The 13,006-nt window shown below is 72.2% G+C and carries 13 protein-coding genes; 6 read left to right on the top strand and 7 right to left on the bottom strand.

The annotated features are described in order from the left end of the window. The first annotated feature begins 8 nt into the window (after positions 1-8). The 3 genes from BKD30_RS03270 (at position 9) to BKD30_RS03260 (ending at position 2,565) form a co-directional block, all read left to right on the top strand. Entirely contained in the window at positions 9-491 is a 483-nt protein-coding gene (locus tag BKD30_RS03270; protein ID WP_076701879.1) for a MarR family winged helix-turn-helix transcriptional regulator, read from the top strand. A gap of 155 nt (positions 492-646) precedes the next feature. Then, the gene (locus BKD30_RS03265; RefSeq protein ID WP_218189242.1) at positions 647-1,555 is read left to right on the top strand and encodes an SDR family oxidoreductase; all 909 of its coding nucleotides are present in this window, start codon (positions 647-649) and stop codon (positions 1,553-1,555) included. A 185-nt stretch (positions 1,556-1,740) separates the two neighbouring features. Continuing rightward, positions 1,741-2,565 carry an SGNH/GDSL hydrolase family protein gene (locus BKD30_RS03260; protein WP_076701873.1) on the top strand — a complete coding sequence of 275 codons (825 nt, stop codon included), beginning with the start codon at positions 1,741-1,743 and terminating at the stop codon, positions 2,563-2,565. Here BKD30_RS03260 and BKD30_RS03255 read toward each other — a convergent pair. Beyond that, complete coding sequence (locus BKD30_RS03255; RefSeq protein WP_143588029.1) at positions 2,546-3,145, bottom strand: hypothetical protein; 600 nt, start codon at positions 3,143-3,145, stop codon at positions 2,546-2,548. The two genes, BKD30_RS03260 and BKD30_RS03255, sit on opposite strands and share 20 nt — an antisense overlap. A 333-nt stretch (positions 3,146-3,478) precedes the next feature. On the opposite strand from BKD30_RS03255, the gene bcp reads away from it, so the two are divergent. Beyond that, positions 3,479-3,952, top strand: a complete 474-nt coding sequence (gene bcp, locus BKD30_RS03250) for a thioredoxin-dependent thiol peroxidase (RefSeq protein ID WP_076701868.1) — start codon at positions 3,479-3,481, stop codon at positions 3,950-3,952. A gap of 65 nt (positions 3,953-4,017) precedes the next feature. Here the strand turns inward: bcp and BKD30_RS03245 are convergent, their stop codons facing one another. The 5 genes from BKD30_RS03245 to BKD30_RS03225 form a co-directional block, all read right to left on the bottom strand. After that, the gene (locus BKD30_RS03245; protein ID WP_076701865.1) at positions 4,018-4,428 is read right to left on the bottom strand and encodes an MmcQ/YjbR family DNA-binding protein; all 411 of its coding nucleotides are present in this window, start codon (positions 4,426-4,428) and stop codon (positions 4,018-4,020) included. Positions 4,429-4,486: 58 nt separating this feature from the next. After that, complete coding sequence (locus tag BKD30_RS03240; protein ID WP_076701863.1) at positions 4,487-5,308, bottom strand: bifunctional allantoicase/(S)-ureidoglycine aminohydrolase; 822 nt, start codon at positions 5,306-5,308, stop codon at positions 4,487-4,489. Positions 5,309-5,390: 82 nt separating this feature from the next. Continuing rightward, positions 5,391-6,692: a DUF6986 family protein gene (locus BKD30_RS03235; RefSeq protein WP_076701860.1), complete on the bottom strand. Its 1,302-nt coding sequence runs from the start codon at positions 6,690-6,692 to the stop codon at positions 5,391-5,393. Beyond that, a complete protein-coding gene (gene aceB / locus BKD30_RS03230; RefSeq protein ID WP_076701857.1) occupies positions 6,682-8,292 on the bottom strand; it encodes a malate synthase A in 1,611 nt (536 codons plus the stop codon). The genes BKD30_RS03235 and aceB overlap by 11 nt, the downstream gene beginning before the upstream one ends. 49 nt (positions 8,293-8,341) lie before the next feature. After that, complete coding sequence (locus BKD30_RS03225) at positions 8,342-9,778, bottom strand: NAD-dependent malic enzyme (protein ID WP_076701855.1); 1,437 nt, start codon at positions 9,776-9,778, stop codon at positions 8,342-8,344. A 143-nt stretch (positions 9,779-9,921) separates the two neighbouring features. Between BKD30_RS03225 and BKD30_RS03220 the strand changes: the two genes are divergently transcribed. Then, on the top strand, positions 9,922-10,665 hold the full coding sequence (locus tag BKD30_RS03220) for an SDR family oxidoreductase (RefSeq protein WP_076701852.1): 744 nt from the start codon (positions 9,922-9,924) through the stop codon (positions 10,663-10,665). Between the two features lie 24 nt (positions 10,666-10,689). On the opposite strand, the gene BKD30_RS03215 is transcribed toward BKD30_RS03220, so the two are convergent. Next, a complete protein-coding gene (locus tag BKD30_RS03215; protein ID WP_083955968.1) occupies positions 10,690-11,811 on the bottom strand; it encodes a TDT family transporter in 1,122 nt (373 codons plus the stop codon). A gap of 91 nt (positions 11,812-11,902) precedes the next feature. Here BKD30_RS03215 and BKD30_RS03210 point away from each other — a divergent pair, with 91 nt between their 5' ends. Further along, a complete protein-coding gene (locus tag BKD30_RS03210) occupies positions 11,903-12,805 on the top strand; it encodes a LysR family transcriptional regulator (protein ID WP_076701849.1) in 903 nt (300 codons plus the stop codon). The last annotated feature ends 201 nt before the right edge of the window (positions 12,806-13,006 follow it).

The raw sequence follows: 13,006 nt of genomic DNA, 5'->3' as shown, positions 1-13,006 counted from the left end.
ATCGGGGCATGTCCGTGACGTGGTTGACCCCCCGGGAACGGGACGCCTGGCTGTCCTACCTGTTCTCCTCGATGCTGGTGCCGGCCGCGCTGGACCAGCAGTTGCAGCGCGCGGCCCGGATCTCCTTCTTCGACTACTCCGTGCTGGCGCACCTCTCCGAGGCGCGGGACCGGACCCGCACGATGAGCGATCTGGCCGCCTGCACGTCCTCGTCCCTGTCCCGACTCTCCCACGTGGTGACCAAGCTGGAGAAGCGGGGCTGGGTGGAGCGCTCCGCCTCGTCCGACGACGGCCGGGTGACCGTGGCCAGGCTGACCGACGTCGGCTTCGACCTGCTCACCGGACTCGCCCCCCGGCACGTGGCGCGGGTGCGGGCGCTGGTGTTCGACGCGCTGGACGAGCAGGACGTGCGTGACCTCGACCGGGTCAGCCGGAAGATCCTGGCGAACATCGACGAGGACCACTGGTTCTTCCGCCGCGACGAGGACTGATCCGGCGCCCGCCGGACGGAGGCGGCTACCGGGACTGCACGCGCGGCCTTCTCCTCCGGTGGCGCCACGTCCGGGTCATCAGTAGGCTGATCACTTGTCCGCATGACCGTTCCGGGTGACCTTCTCCCCCACCCGGTGACCCCATGGGAGGTGCCATGTCCGAGAACACGAACCCCGACCAGACCACCGTGCAGAACCCGGTCGAGCAGCACGAGTCGATCAGCCCGCCGGAGCAGCATCAGGAGCCGCCGGGCCTCGACAGCGAGATGACGCCGCGGGCCGACCACGGGGAGTCGACCTACACCGGCGCAAATCGGCTCTCCGGCCGTCGGGCACTGATCACCGGCGCCGACTCGGGTATCGGTGCCGCCGTAGCGATCGCCTTCGCCCGGGAGGGTGCCGACGTCGCGCTCGCCTACCTGCCCGCCGAACAGAGCGACGCCGAGCGGATCGCCGGGCTCGTCGAGGACGCCGGTCGTAAGGCCGTCCTGCTGCCGGGTGACCTGCTGGACCGCTCCTACCGGGACGGCCTCGTCGACCAGGCCGCCGGAGAGCTGGGTGGCCTGGACATCCTGGTCAACAACGCCGGCAAGCAGGTGGCCGTCGCATCGCTCGAGGAACTGACCGACGAGCAGGTCGAGCAGACCTTCCACGTCAACATCATCGCCATGTACGCGCTCTCCCGGGCGGCGCTGAAGCACCTGCCCGCCGGTGGCTCGATCATCAACACCACGTCGATCCAGGCGTACGAGCCGTCCCCGACGCTGCTCGACTACGCCGCGACCAAGGCCGCGATCAACTCCTTCAGCAAGGGCCTCGGACAGCAGTTGGCCGAGCGCGGCATCCGCGTGAACGCCGTCGCACCCGGCCCGATCTGGACCCCGCTGCAGGTCTCCGGCGGCCAGCCGAAGGAGGCGCTGCCGCAGTTCGGCAAGAGCACGCCGCTCGGCCGTGCCGGTCAGCCCGCCGAACTCGCCCCCGCGTACGTGTTCCTCGCCTCCGCCGAGTCCAGCTACGTGATCGGGGAGACGCTGAACGTCAACGGCGGTATGCCCGCCCCGTGACCCGCGCCACGTTGACTATCGAATTTCGGGGCCTCGCACGGCGATTTGAGCCCCGAAATTCGATAGTCAACGTAGAGGCCGCCAGTCGTCGGGGTGCGTCCGCGAGTCTCGCGGACTCGCGCGACGGGCAGGGAGTTCACCCGGCGTTCGGGCGCCGGTCGCTCCGCGTCCCTAGGGTGCCCACCATGGCGAAGCGCTTCGTGGCCCTCGGTGACTCCTTCACCGAGGGCGTCGGGGACTGGAACCCGGCCCGACCCAACGGCGTCAAGGGCTGGGCGGACCGGGTGGCCCGGCAGTTGGCCCGGCAGGATCCGGCGTGGGAGTACGCGAACCTGGCGATCCGCAGCAAACGGCTGCGACAGATCGCCGCCGAGCAACTCGAGCCGGCGCTGGACCTGCGGCCGACCCTGGTCACGCTCTACGCCGGCGGCAACGACATCCTGGACCTGCGCACCGACGTCACGGCCCTGATGCAGCAGTACGAGCGGTTCGTCGCCGCCCTGGCCGCCACCGGCGCCCGCGTCGTCCTGTTCACGGGGTACGACCTGAAGATCAGCCCGCTGCTCGAGCCGTTCCGGCACCGGCATCGCGTCTACAACGACGAGGTCCGCCGGATCAGCGCGGCACACGGCGCGGACCTGCTCGACTTCTGGTCCTTCACCGCTTACCGGGACCCGCGGCTGTGGGAGCCGGACCGGATGCACATGTCCACCGCGGGCCACCGCTACATGACCGCCCGCGTGCTCGAGTTGCTCGACGTGACGTACGTGCCGGACCTGCCCGACGACGACCCGGCGCGTCGGGGTCTGCGGGAGGCCGTGCGCGCGGAGCGGCAGTGGCTGGCCGACTGGGTGCTGCCGATGGCCGGGCGGAAGCTGCGCGGCGTGACGCTCGGCGATCACCTCGAGCCGCGCTGGCCGGAGCCGGTGCGCCCGGCCGACGGGATGAAGCGGCTCGCACGAGCCCGCATGGCCCGGCCGGCCGGCGGCCTCAGCGGTGCGGACGGGTGATCCAGTCGGACCGGTAGCTCACCGGGCCGCGACCGCCGGCGTGGCCACGCTGCCGACCGCTGGCCGGCCCGCCGCCGGGCCCGTCGAATCCGTGTTCGTCGAACCCGTGACCCTCGAATTCATGCCCGTCCGGGTCGGGCTCGTCGTCCTGGCCCTCGGACAGGACGGCGATGGTCACCGCGATCGCCGCGGCGACGAACAGGGCGAGGGCGGACATCAGGCACGCCAGGACGAGAGAGGTCCCGTCCGGCTCCGCCGGGGAGCCCTCCACCAGGGGGACCACCACGATGCTGGCGCCGAGCAGGAGGAGCCCGACGACAGCGAGTCCGATCGCGATCCGGCCCGGTGTCGTGGCCGTCACCGTGCGGACCCGGGACGGCCCGCTCACCCCGGCGTGGCGGGGCAGCCGCCCGGAGTTGACCAGGACGTACCCGGTCACACCGGCCACCGCGAACCACCCGGCCAGCACGAGCAGCGCGATCCGCCCACCACCGGCCGCGGTCAGCCCGCCGGTGCCCAGCAGCAGGGCGAGCACCAGCGCGGAGAACGAGAGGCCCCGGGCCATCCGCCGGTACGCCATCAGCTCCCGGCCCACCAGTTCGCGCCCGGGTCCGGGCCGGTGCCGCGTCGACGCGTTGACCCCACCGCGGTGGTTCCTGCTCCGGCGACGTCGGCCGCGCGTGCTCGTCTCTCACGGCCCCCAGCCTATGCCGGTCCCGAGGCGCCACACCGGGCCACCGTCGATCCGGTGGACCGGACCGCGACCTTCCTCCACCAGTCGAGACGGGTTGGCCGCGCCGGCCGGATGCCTGCAAGGATGGGGGAGTCGTTCGCGCGGGCGCGACGACGGCGCCGAAAGGACGGCGCCGGACGCGCGGCCCGGCCGCGCGTCCGTGTCTACGGAAGGACCCCCATGACCGCTCAGCTCGCCCCCGGTGACGCCGCCCCCGATTTCTCCCTGCCCGATGCGACCGGGGCGACCGTCTCCCTGCAGGATCTGGCCGGGAAGCGGGTCGTCCTGTACTTCTACCCCGCCGCCTTCACCCCCGGTTGCACCGCGGAGGCCTGCGACTTCCGGGACAACCTGGCCTCCCTGTCCGGGGCGGGCTACACCGTGCTCGGCGTGTCCGGGGACCCGGTGGAGAAGCTGGCCGACTTCACCCGCGAGTACGCACTGAACTTCGGCCTGCTCTCCGACGAGGGCGGCGCCGTCGCCCAGCGGTACGGGGCGTGGGGCGAGAAGACGATCCAGGGGGAGACCCGGGTGGGCCCGCTCCGGTCGACGTTCGTGATCGGCGACGACGCCGCGATCGTGGTCGCCGACGTCAACGTGAACGCCGACGGGCACGTCGCCCAGCTGCGCCGGGACCTCGGCCTCGACACCTGAGCCGAACGGCGTCGTGCCGGCCCGGGCTCGAGGGTCCGGCGGGGCGCGTCAGCGCCGGCCCGACGTCAGCGGCGCCCGCGGGTGAGGATCGGTGGCGCCGTCACCCGCCAGGAGGCGTCGATCAGTTCGGCGACCTCGATCCAGTCGACCGCCTCGGCGCCGTCCCGGTGGGTCAGGTCGATGCCGACCCAGCCGGACGCGGCCAGGTACGCCGGCGCGTACGTCCGGGGTTGAGCCAGCAGGTAGGCCTGCTCGGACGGGTCCGGGTGCACGAGCACGGACTGCTGGTACCGGGTGATCACGCCGGTCTGCGGGTCCGCCCGCGTCGAACCCCCGTACATGGCGAACACCTTGACGGTGCGGAACACCGGCCGGCCGTGCGAGATCAGTTCGTTCGCGCCCGGCAGCGCCAGGGAGAGGCCGCGGACGCGCGCGAGGTACGGGTCGTGCTCGTCGAACATCCGCGGGTGGGCCATGCCAGCAGTCTTCACCCGCCCCGGCCGGGTGAACAAGGGCCGGGGCGAGCGGACCCGATCAGCGCGGCGGGGCCAGCGGGGCGTGCCGGTTGACGTCCTTGTACAGCAGGTACCGGAACGGTCCCGGACCGCCGGCATAACAGGCCTGGGGGCAGAAGGCGCGCAGCCACATGAAGTCCCCGGCCTCCACCTCGACCCAGTCCTGGTTGAGCCGGTACACGGCCTTGCCCTCGAGTACGTACAGGCCGTGCTCCATCACGTGCGTCTCCGCGAACGGGATCACCCCGCCCGGCTGGAACGTCACGATGGTCACGTGCATGTCGTGGGCCAGGTCGGCCGGGTCGACGAAGCGGGTGGTCGCCCAGGCGCCGTCGGTGTCCGGCATGGGCGTGGGCGCGATCTCGCGTTCGTTCGTGACGAGCGGCGCGGGTTCGGCCAGGCCGGGCGCCGGCTGGTAACGCTTGCGGACCCAGTGGAACGTGGCGGTCGCGTCGCTCGTGTTGTGCAGGGTCCACGCCGACGACGGCGGCAGGTACGCGTACCCGCCCTCGGTCAGGTGGTGGGGGGCGCCGTCGACGGTCAGGTCGACCTCCCCCTGGACGACGAACAGCACGGCCTCCGTGCCCGGCTCCGTCTCCGGGGCGTCACTGCCGCCACCGGGAGAGACCTCCACGATGTACTGGGAGAACGTCTCGGCGAAGCCGCTCAGCGGCCGGGCGATCACCCACAGCCGGGTGCCGTCCCAGCCCGGCAGGAAACTGGTGACGATGTCGCTGAAGACTCCGCGGGGGATGACCGCGTACGCCTCGGTGAACATCGACCGGTCGGTGGTCAGCTGGGTCTGGGGCGGCAGACCGCCCGCGGGAGTGTAGTAGGCCATGCGTCGTCTCCTCGTGTGTCGGATGCCGGGTACCGGCCTGGATGGGCGGCGGGGCCGGCGCGCGAGCACCGGCCCCTTCAGATCAGAGCGCCGGCCGGGTGTTCGAGTGCGGCCGCGAGATCGCCGCGACGGTGGCCGGATCGAGGCCGCAGGCCGCGCGGACCTCGTCCTCGGCCAGCGCGCCGCAGGCGTACCCCCGGTCGATGAACTTCGCCAGTGCCCTGGCTGTCGCCGGCTCGTCGAGGATCGCGCTCGCGGTGCCGGTGACGTAGTTGCGCAGCCGCGTCGCGGCCGCGTCGAAGCCGCGCCGGTAGAACGCGTAGGTGGCGATGTACCGGGTGGGCAGTTGCGCGGCGTGCAGGTCCCAGCCCTGGTAGTAGCCCCGTTGCAGGCTGCGGGTGACCAGTCGGGCGTGCAACTGCCAGGCGGCGTGCACCGCGTCGGGGGAGCCGACCGGCAGGACGTTGGTGGATCCGTCCGAGAGGGTCACCCCGGTGCCCGCGACGGCCACCTGCATCACCTCCTTGGCGTAGTCGGCCCCGGGGTGCTCCATCGACTGGTACTCGGCGGCGATCTGCAGGGACGCGCTGTAGTCGTACGTCCCGTAGTGCAGCGCGCTGATCCGCCGGCCGGCGCGATGCAGCATGGTGGCGACCGGGGCGGTGCCGTCGGCGGCCAGGATCAGCGGCGGCGTCTCGACCTGCACCTCGAACCGCAACCGGCCGGTGGGCAACCCGTGGGCGCGTTCCAGTTCTTCGCACACCGTCACCATGGCCTCGACCTGATCGACGGTGCTGACCTTCGGCAGGGTGATGACCAGGCGGCCCGCGTCGATCAGGCTCGAACCGCCCGCGTCGATCAGCCCACCGAGGAACAAGTCCAGCGTGCGCAGACCGCGACGCCGGGTGGACGCCTCCAGGCACTTGAACCGCAGGCCGGCGAAGGGCGGGGCGGTACCGTCGACGACCGTCCCGGCGAGCGTGCGTGCCGCCGCCACCGCGACCTCGTCCTCGACGTCGTCGGGGCGCGCACCGAGACCGTCCTCGAAGTCGATGCGCAGATCCTCGATCGGCTCGGCCCGCAGCTTGGTCTCCACCAGGGGTGCGATCCGGTCGGCGAGGTCGTCGTCGACGCCGACGAGCCGTGCCACCGCCGCGAGCCCGCCGTGCTCGGCCGCCAGCGCGAGCGCCTGCTCGCCCCAGGCGGCGGGCAGGCCGGCGTCGTACCGGTCGGCGGGGACGTACACGGTGTGCACCGGCTGACGCCGGCCGTCCTCGCCGGGGTAGTTCTCGGCCAGGGCGGTATCCGTGGCGGCCAGTGCCGCGTCCACCTCGTCGTACAGCGAGTCGGTGAGTGCGGCGCTGGTCGCCCCCTCAGCGGCCATCGGCGACGACCCACGCGTACGCCGGGACGGTGAGGAAGTCGGCGTAGTCCTCGGAGAGCACGAGGTCCGCCACGATGGACGCCGCCGGCTCGTAGTACCGGGTGAAGAGCTCGTCGCCCACCTCGCCGCGCAGCTTCTGCTTCTGGGTCTCGAGTGCCGCGGTGACCAGCTCGCGGGAGGCGGTGTTGCCGGTGTCCGTGTACACCACGCCGTTGGCGATCTGCTGCCACACCTGGGACCGGGAGATCTCGGCGGTCGCCGCGTCCTCCATCAGGTTGTGGATGGCGACGGCCCCGTTGCCGGAGAGCCAGACCGCCGTGTAGGCGACGGCCACGTACAGGTTGCCGTTCAGTTCCGCCTCGGTGCGCTCGGTGCCGGCCGAGGGGACGTCGAGCAGCTGCTCCGGTGTCACCTGCACCTCCTCGCGGAGGCGATCCACCTGGTTCGGCTTCTCGCCGAGGACGCCGTCGAACACGTCCTGGCAGACGGGGACGAGATCCGGATGCGCCACCCAGGACCCGTCGAAACCGTCCCGGGCCTCCCGGGTCTTGTCGTTGCGGACCTTCTCGAACGCGGCCCGGTTGATCTCCTCGTCCTTGCGGGACGGGATGAACGCGGCCATGCCGCCCATCGCGTGCGCGCCCCGCCGGTGGCAGGTCTTGACCAGCAGCTCCGTGTAGGCACGCATCAGGGGCGCGGTCATGGTGACCGCGGACCGGTCCGCGAGCACGAACCGGTCACCGGCGTCGCGGAAGTACTTGATGATGCTGAACAGGTAGTCCCAGCGCCCGGCGTTCAGGCCGGCGGCGTACTCGCGCAGTTCGTAGAGGAACTCCTCCATCTGGAACGCGGCCGGGATGGTCTCGATCAGCATGGTGGCGCGGATGGTGCCGTGCTCGATGCCCAGGGCCTCCTCGGCGGCGGAGAAGACCTCGGCCCACAACCGGGCTTCCAGGTAGCTCTCCATCTTCGGCAGGTAGTAGTACGGCCCCTCACCGTTGGCGATCAGCTGCTCGCCGAGGTGGAAGAGGTGCAGCCCGAAGTCGACCAGGGCGCCCACGGCGGGCCGGCCGTCGACGCGCACGTGCACCTCGTCGAGGTGCCAGCCGCGCGGCCGCATCACGACGGTGGCCAACGGGGCGTCGGTGCGCAGCGCGTAGGTCTTGCCCTCGGGGGAGGTGAAGGCCAGGGTGCCGCGTGCGGCGTCCCGCAGGTTCAGCACCGAGTCGATGACGTTGTGCCAGGTCGGGGCGCTCGCGTCCTCCATGTCGGCGAGCCAGACCTTCGCCCCGGAGTTCAGGGCGTTGATCGCCATCTTGGCCGGGGTGGCCGGGCCGGTCATCTCGACCCGGCGGTCGGCCAGCGCCGGCGGGACCGGGGCGACCGTCCAGTCGCCCTCCCGCACGTCGCGGGTCGCGGGGTCGAAGGCCAGGGTGCCGGCGGCGGCCACGGCCTGTTGCTGCTCGGCGCGCTTGCCGAGCAACTCGTCGCGGCGCGCGGCGAAGCGGGTGTGCAGCGCCTCGACGAAGGCGAGGGCCTCGTCGGTGAGGATCTCCTCGGCGCGCTCGACGGGGGTGCGGTCGGTGATCTCGATGGTCATGCGGCGCTCCTTGTGCAGTGACGATGGGGGTGACGATCGTGCCGGCGGGTCACGATGTGCTCGCGTGTTGCTCTCCTGATTCTGCCGAGACGACCACGGCGGCGGCAACGCGAGACGCCACCTCGGCGTTGAAGACGCTGGGCACGATGTAACTCGCGTTCAGTTCGTCGTCACCGACGGCGCCGGCGATCGCCTGCGCGGCCGCCACCAGCATCGACTCGGTGATGTCGCGGGCACCGGCGTCGAGCAGGCCCCGGAAGAGGCCCGGGAAGGCCAGGACGTTGTTGATCTGGTTCGGGAAGTCGCTGCGGCCGGTGGCCACGACCGCGGCGTGCCGGGCCGCGGCGGCGGGGGCGATCTCCGGGTCCGGATTCGCCATGGCGAAGACGATCGCGCCGTCGTTCATCGCCGCGATGTCGTCCTCGTCGAGCAGGTTCGGGGCGCTGACCCCGATGAACACGTCGGCGCCGCGTACCGCCTCCTTGAGGGTGCCGGAGAAACCGGCCGCGTTGGTGTTCCGGGCGATCCAGTCCCGGTGGGCGTCCCCGTACTGCTCGCCCCGGTGCAGTGCCCCGTTCCGGGCGCAGGCGATGATGTGGCGGGCGCCCTGCGCCTGCAGCAGCGTGATGATCGCGTGCCCGGCGGCGCCGACGCCGGAGACGACGATGCGGACCTGGTCGATGGACCGTCCGGTCAGCTTCAGGGCGTTGATCAGCGCGGCCAGGGCCACGATGGCGGTGCCGTGCTGGTCGTCGTGGAAGACGGGGATGTCCAGTTCCTCGCGCAGCCGGCGTTCGATCTCGAAGCAGCGCGGGGCGGCGATGTCCTCGAGGTTGACGCCGCCGTAGACCGGGGCGATGGCCTTGACGATGCGGATGATCTCCTCGGTGTCCTGGGTGTCCAGGCACACCGGCCAGGCGTCGACGTCGGCGAACTGCTTGAACAGGGCCGCCTTGCCCTCCATCACCGGCAGGGCGGCGGCCGGGCCGATGTTGCCGAGGCCGAGCACCGCGGACCCGTCGGTGACGACCGCGACGGTGTTCCGTTTGACCGTCAACCGGCGGGCCGCCTCGGGTTCCTGCGCGATCGCCAGGCACACGCGGGCGACGCCGGGGGTGTAGGCGCGGGACAGGTCGTCCCGGTTGCGCAACGGGACCTTGGGGGTGACGGAGAGCTTGCCGCCCAGGTGCATCAGGAAGGTGCGGTCACTGCTCTTGTGGACGTGCACGCCCTCGAGCGCGCCGATCTGCTCGGCGACCCGCTGCGCGTGAGCCTCGTCCGCGGTGTTGCAGCTGATGTCCACGACCATGGCGGAGTGGGTGGACTCGACGACGTCGAGCGCGGTCAGGTCGGCGCCGGCCGCACCGACGGCGGCGGCGAGTTCACGCGTGGAGCCGGCACTGGCCGGCGACTCGACGCGTACGGTGATCGCATAGCCGGGGCTGGTGGCCACCGGGCGGTCGGACGTCGGATTGCTCGTGGTCATGGCGTACCTCCAGAGTCGGGCGCGATGCTCGGAACGGCTGTCCGGGCCGATTGCTGCCGGACAGGTATTTCCACAATATGGACAATAGATTCTGAACAGCGAAACTTCAAGAGCTGCGGTGCAGGCCGCTGAACGGAGGAGTCATGGATCGTGTCGCCGTGGTCACCGGCGCCGGAAGCGGAATCGGCCGGGCGGTCGCCCGGGCGCTGCTGGGGGCGGGCTGGCAGGTCGCGCTCGCGGGCCGGCATGAGGACACGCTGGCGGAGAGCGCGGTCGGGGACCCGGCCGCGCTCGTGGTCCCCACCGACGTGACGGACGAGGCGGAGGTGGCGGCCCTGTTCGACGCCGTGGTCCAGCGGTGGGGTCGGGTGGACCTGCTCGTGAACAACGCCGGAGTCTTCGGTCCGGCCGTCCCTCCCGACCGTCTCGAGCTGGACGCGTGGCGCCAGGTGATCGACGTCAACCTGACCGGTGCCCTGCTGTGCGCTCGAGCCGCCTTCGCGCGCATGCGCGCCCAGACGCCCCGGGGGGGTCGCATCATCAACAACGGCTCGATCTCGGCGCATGCGCCGCGCCCGCTCAGCGCCGCCTACACCGCCACCAAGCACGCGATGACCGGGCTGACCAGGAGCCTGTCGCTGGACGGCCGGGACGCGGGCATCAGCGTCGGTCAGATCGACATCGGCAACACGGCCACGGGCCTGCTGGCCGGGATCGGCGCGGCGTCGGGGGCGCTGCAGGCGGACGGCAGCCGCCGTGCCGAACCGACGTTCCCGGTGGAGGAGGCGGCCCGGGCGGTGCTCTTCATGGCCTCACTCCCGCCCGAGTGCACCGTCGACTCCCTGGTGATTACGGCGACCGGGATGCCGTTCGTCGGCCGGGGCTGAACCGGGGCTCGCCCGACGCGGGCCTCAGGCCGCCGGCACCGCCCGTCGGTGCTCCCACACGGCACGCAGCGTCGCCGTCGCGCACAGCGTCCACGTGCAGGCCAGCCCGACGATGCTGACGGCGCCGACGATGCTGACGGCACCGATGCCGGTGGCCTGGCCGAGCATCCGGGTGCCCAGGGCGAGGGTGCCGAGGGGGAAGGTCAGGGCCCACCAGGCGGGGCTGAACGGCATCCGCGCCCGGAACCCGCGGATGGTCATGGCGAGCGCCCACGCCACCACGGGCACCGCGACCACCAGCATGACGAAGCCGTACACGTCCGCGAGGGTCTGCCCGGCGTCGGCCATGGCCGGGGTGAGCACGGACCGGGTCTGCGCGGCGATGGACTGGGCGGCCGCCATCGACTGGCCGACGACACCCAGCGGGATCCAGGCCGACGCCGACGCCGGGATCGGCAGCGTCCCGACGGTCCAGTGGTGGTGATACGCCAGCGCGAACACCAGCCCGCCGAGGAACAGCGAGAGCCAGAAGCACGCGATGGTCACGGCCAGCAGGGCCAGGTGCCCGAGCGGGGCGGCGACGTGCGGGACCAGCGCCGCGCCGGTGGTGGCGGAGACCATCGGCGGCACGATGGGCAGGCCCCAGGCGGGGATCGGGTGCCCGACGTCCCGTCTGATCAGCACGGCACCGAACCCGAAGGCGGTCACCACGCCGAGCGCGGTGCCCGCGGTCCACAGCACCACGTCCACCGGCACCGCCCAGTGCGTGGCCTCCGGGGTGCCCAGCTGCGGCACCACGGTCAGCACCGCCGAGCCGATGGAGAGCACCCCCATGGACACCGTGCCCCACGCCGTCACCACCGACGCGTCGGTGATGGTGGACGTGAGGGCGGACCGGTCGCGGGCGATCCGCACCATGAACGCGGACGTCAGGCCGACCAGCAGGCCGACGCCGACGACCAGCAGGGCGACCGCGGGCACGATCAGGAACGGGAGCCGGCCGGTCTCCCGCCCGAGGAGGGTGGCGAGGATGCCCGTGCCCATCACCGACGAGTACCAGCCCGGGCCGGCCGGGGGCACCGTCGGACGGGGCCGGGCGTGAGGGGCGGACGAGGGCCGGTGGACGGCGGCGGGCACGGTGGTCATGAGTCCAGCGTGGCGCGGCCGGGCGCCGTCCGGTAGGCGGGCCGTCGTTGTCCGCTCACAAACGGGCGTTGTGTCCGCCTATCATGCGGGGATGACCTCGCTGAGCCGCGTGCCGACCCTGGACCACTTGCAGGCCCTGACGACGACGGCGGCCTACGGCAGCATGGGGGAGGCCGCGCGTCGGCTGGGCATCAGCCAGCAGGCCGTCAGCGCCCGGGTCGGTGCCGCGGAGAAGGTGATGGGGGTGGCGGTCTTCGAGCGTTCGTCCACCGGGGTCCGACCGACCGGTGACGGTCAGCTGGTGCTGTCCTGGGCGCAGGAGGTGATGCAGGCGGCAGGGGCCCTGGCCGACGGCGTGGTCGGCGTCCGGTCCGCGCAGCACCGGATCACCGTCGCCGCCAGCAGCACCATCTCGGAGATGCTGCTTCCCACGTGGGCCGTCAGGCTCCGCAGTCAACACCCCGACGTGGCCCTGCAGGTGCTCCCGGGCAACTCGCAGGCGGCGATCGCGGCGGTCACCCAGGGACGCGCGCAACTCGGCTACGTAGAGGGCCCCTCGGTGCCTCGGACGGTCCGCTCCCACGTCGTCGCCCACGACGAGCTGGTCGTCGCCGTCTCGCCTGATCATCCCTGGGCGCGACGCCGGAACGGCATCAGCCGCGAGGAGCTCGCGAGCACCCCGCTCATCCTGCGCGAGATCGGCTCGGGCACACGCGGGCACCTGGACGACGTCCTGACGGATCACGTCGCGCCGGTGCAGACTCTGGACAGCAATGCGGCCGTCCGGGACACGGTGCGGGCGACCGGCGGCGCGACGGTGCTCTCGGTGCTGGCGGTCGCCCAGGACATGGACCTGGGCCGCCTCGTGCGCGTCCCGGTCGTCGGCTTGACCATGCCCCGCACCCTTCGGGCCATCTGGCATCCCAGCCAGCGCCCGTCCGGTGCCGTCGCGGACCTGCTGCGGCTCTCGGTGCCGCCGGCGCCCCCGAGCTGACGCCGGGACCCCGGACTGACGCCGGCGACGGTCGCGCCCGCCGTCGCAGCCGCGCCCGTCCGGTCCGGCCCGGTCCGGCCCGGTCTCATCCGGCCGCGCGACGGTCCACCCGGGTGCATTGCGCCCGTGCTCTTGACAACGAACGTGTGAGCTGCGCTACTATCTCAGCGGAAACATAATTCCACGATGTAGAAACGATGA

The organism is Tersicoccus phoenicis (genome assembly GCF_001968835.1).
Taxonomy (GTDB): domain Bacteria; phylum Actinomycetota; class Actinomycetes; order Actinomycetales; family Micrococcaceae; genus Tersicoccus; species Tersicoccus phoenicis.
Note: the sequence above shows the minus strand (reverse complement) of the source record. Positions and strands in the feature narration are given on the sequence as shown.

Bases quoted from the DNA above. Each gene is read 5' to 3' on its own strand.
- BKD30_RS03270 (WP_076701879.1), top strand. From the start codon at position 9: ATGTCCGTGACGTGGTTGACCCCCCGGGAACGGGACGCCTGGCTGTCC.
- aceB (WP_076701857.1), bottom strand. From the start codon at position 8,292: ATGACCATCGAGATCACCGACCGCACCCCCGTCGAGCGCGCCGAGGAG.
- BKD30_RS03245 (WP_076701865.1), bottom strand. From the start codon at position 4,428: ATGGCCCACCCGCGGATGTTCGACGAGCACGACCCGTACCTCGCGCGC.
- BKD30_RS03235 (WP_076701860.1), bottom strand. From the start codon at position 6,692: ATGGCCGCTGAGGGGGCGACCAGCGCCGCACTCACCGACTCGCTGTAC.
- BKD30_RS03225 (WP_076701855.1), bottom strand. From the start codon at position 9,778: ATGACCACGAGCAATCCGACGTCCGACCGCCCGGTGGCCACCAGCCCC.
- BKD30_RS03255 (WP_143588029.1), bottom strand. From the start codon at position 3,145: ATGGCGTACCGGCGGATGGCCCGGGGCCTCTCGTTCTCCGCGCTGGTG.
- BKD30_RS03240 (WP_076701863.1), bottom strand. From the start codon at position 5,308: ATGGCCTACTACACTCCCGCGGGCGGTCTGCCGCCCCAGACCCAGCTG.
- BKD30_RS03210 (WP_076701849.1), top strand. From the start codon at position 11,903: ATGACCTCGCTGAGCCGCGTGCCGACCCTGGACCACTTGCAGGCCCTG.
- BKD30_RS03265 (WP_218189242.1), top strand. From the start codon at position 647: ATGTCCGAGAACACGAACCCCGACCAGACCACCGTGCAGAACCCGGTC.
- BKD30_RS03220 (WP_076701852.1), top strand. From the start codon at position 9,922: ATGGATCGTGTCGCCGTGGTCACCGGCGCCGGAAGCGGAATCGGCCGG.
- bcp (WP_076701868.1), top strand. From the start codon at position 3,479: ATGACCGCTCAGCTCGCCCCCGGTGACGCCGCCCCCGATTTCTCCCTG.
- BKD30_RS03215 (WP_083955968.1), bottom strand. From the start codon at position 11,811: ATGACCACCGTGCCCGCCGCCGTCCACCGGCCCTCGTCCGCCCCTCAC.
- BKD30_RS03260 (WP_076701873.1), top strand. From the start codon at position 1,741: ATGGCGAAGCGCTTCGTGGCCCTCGGTGACTCCTTCACCGAGGGCGTC.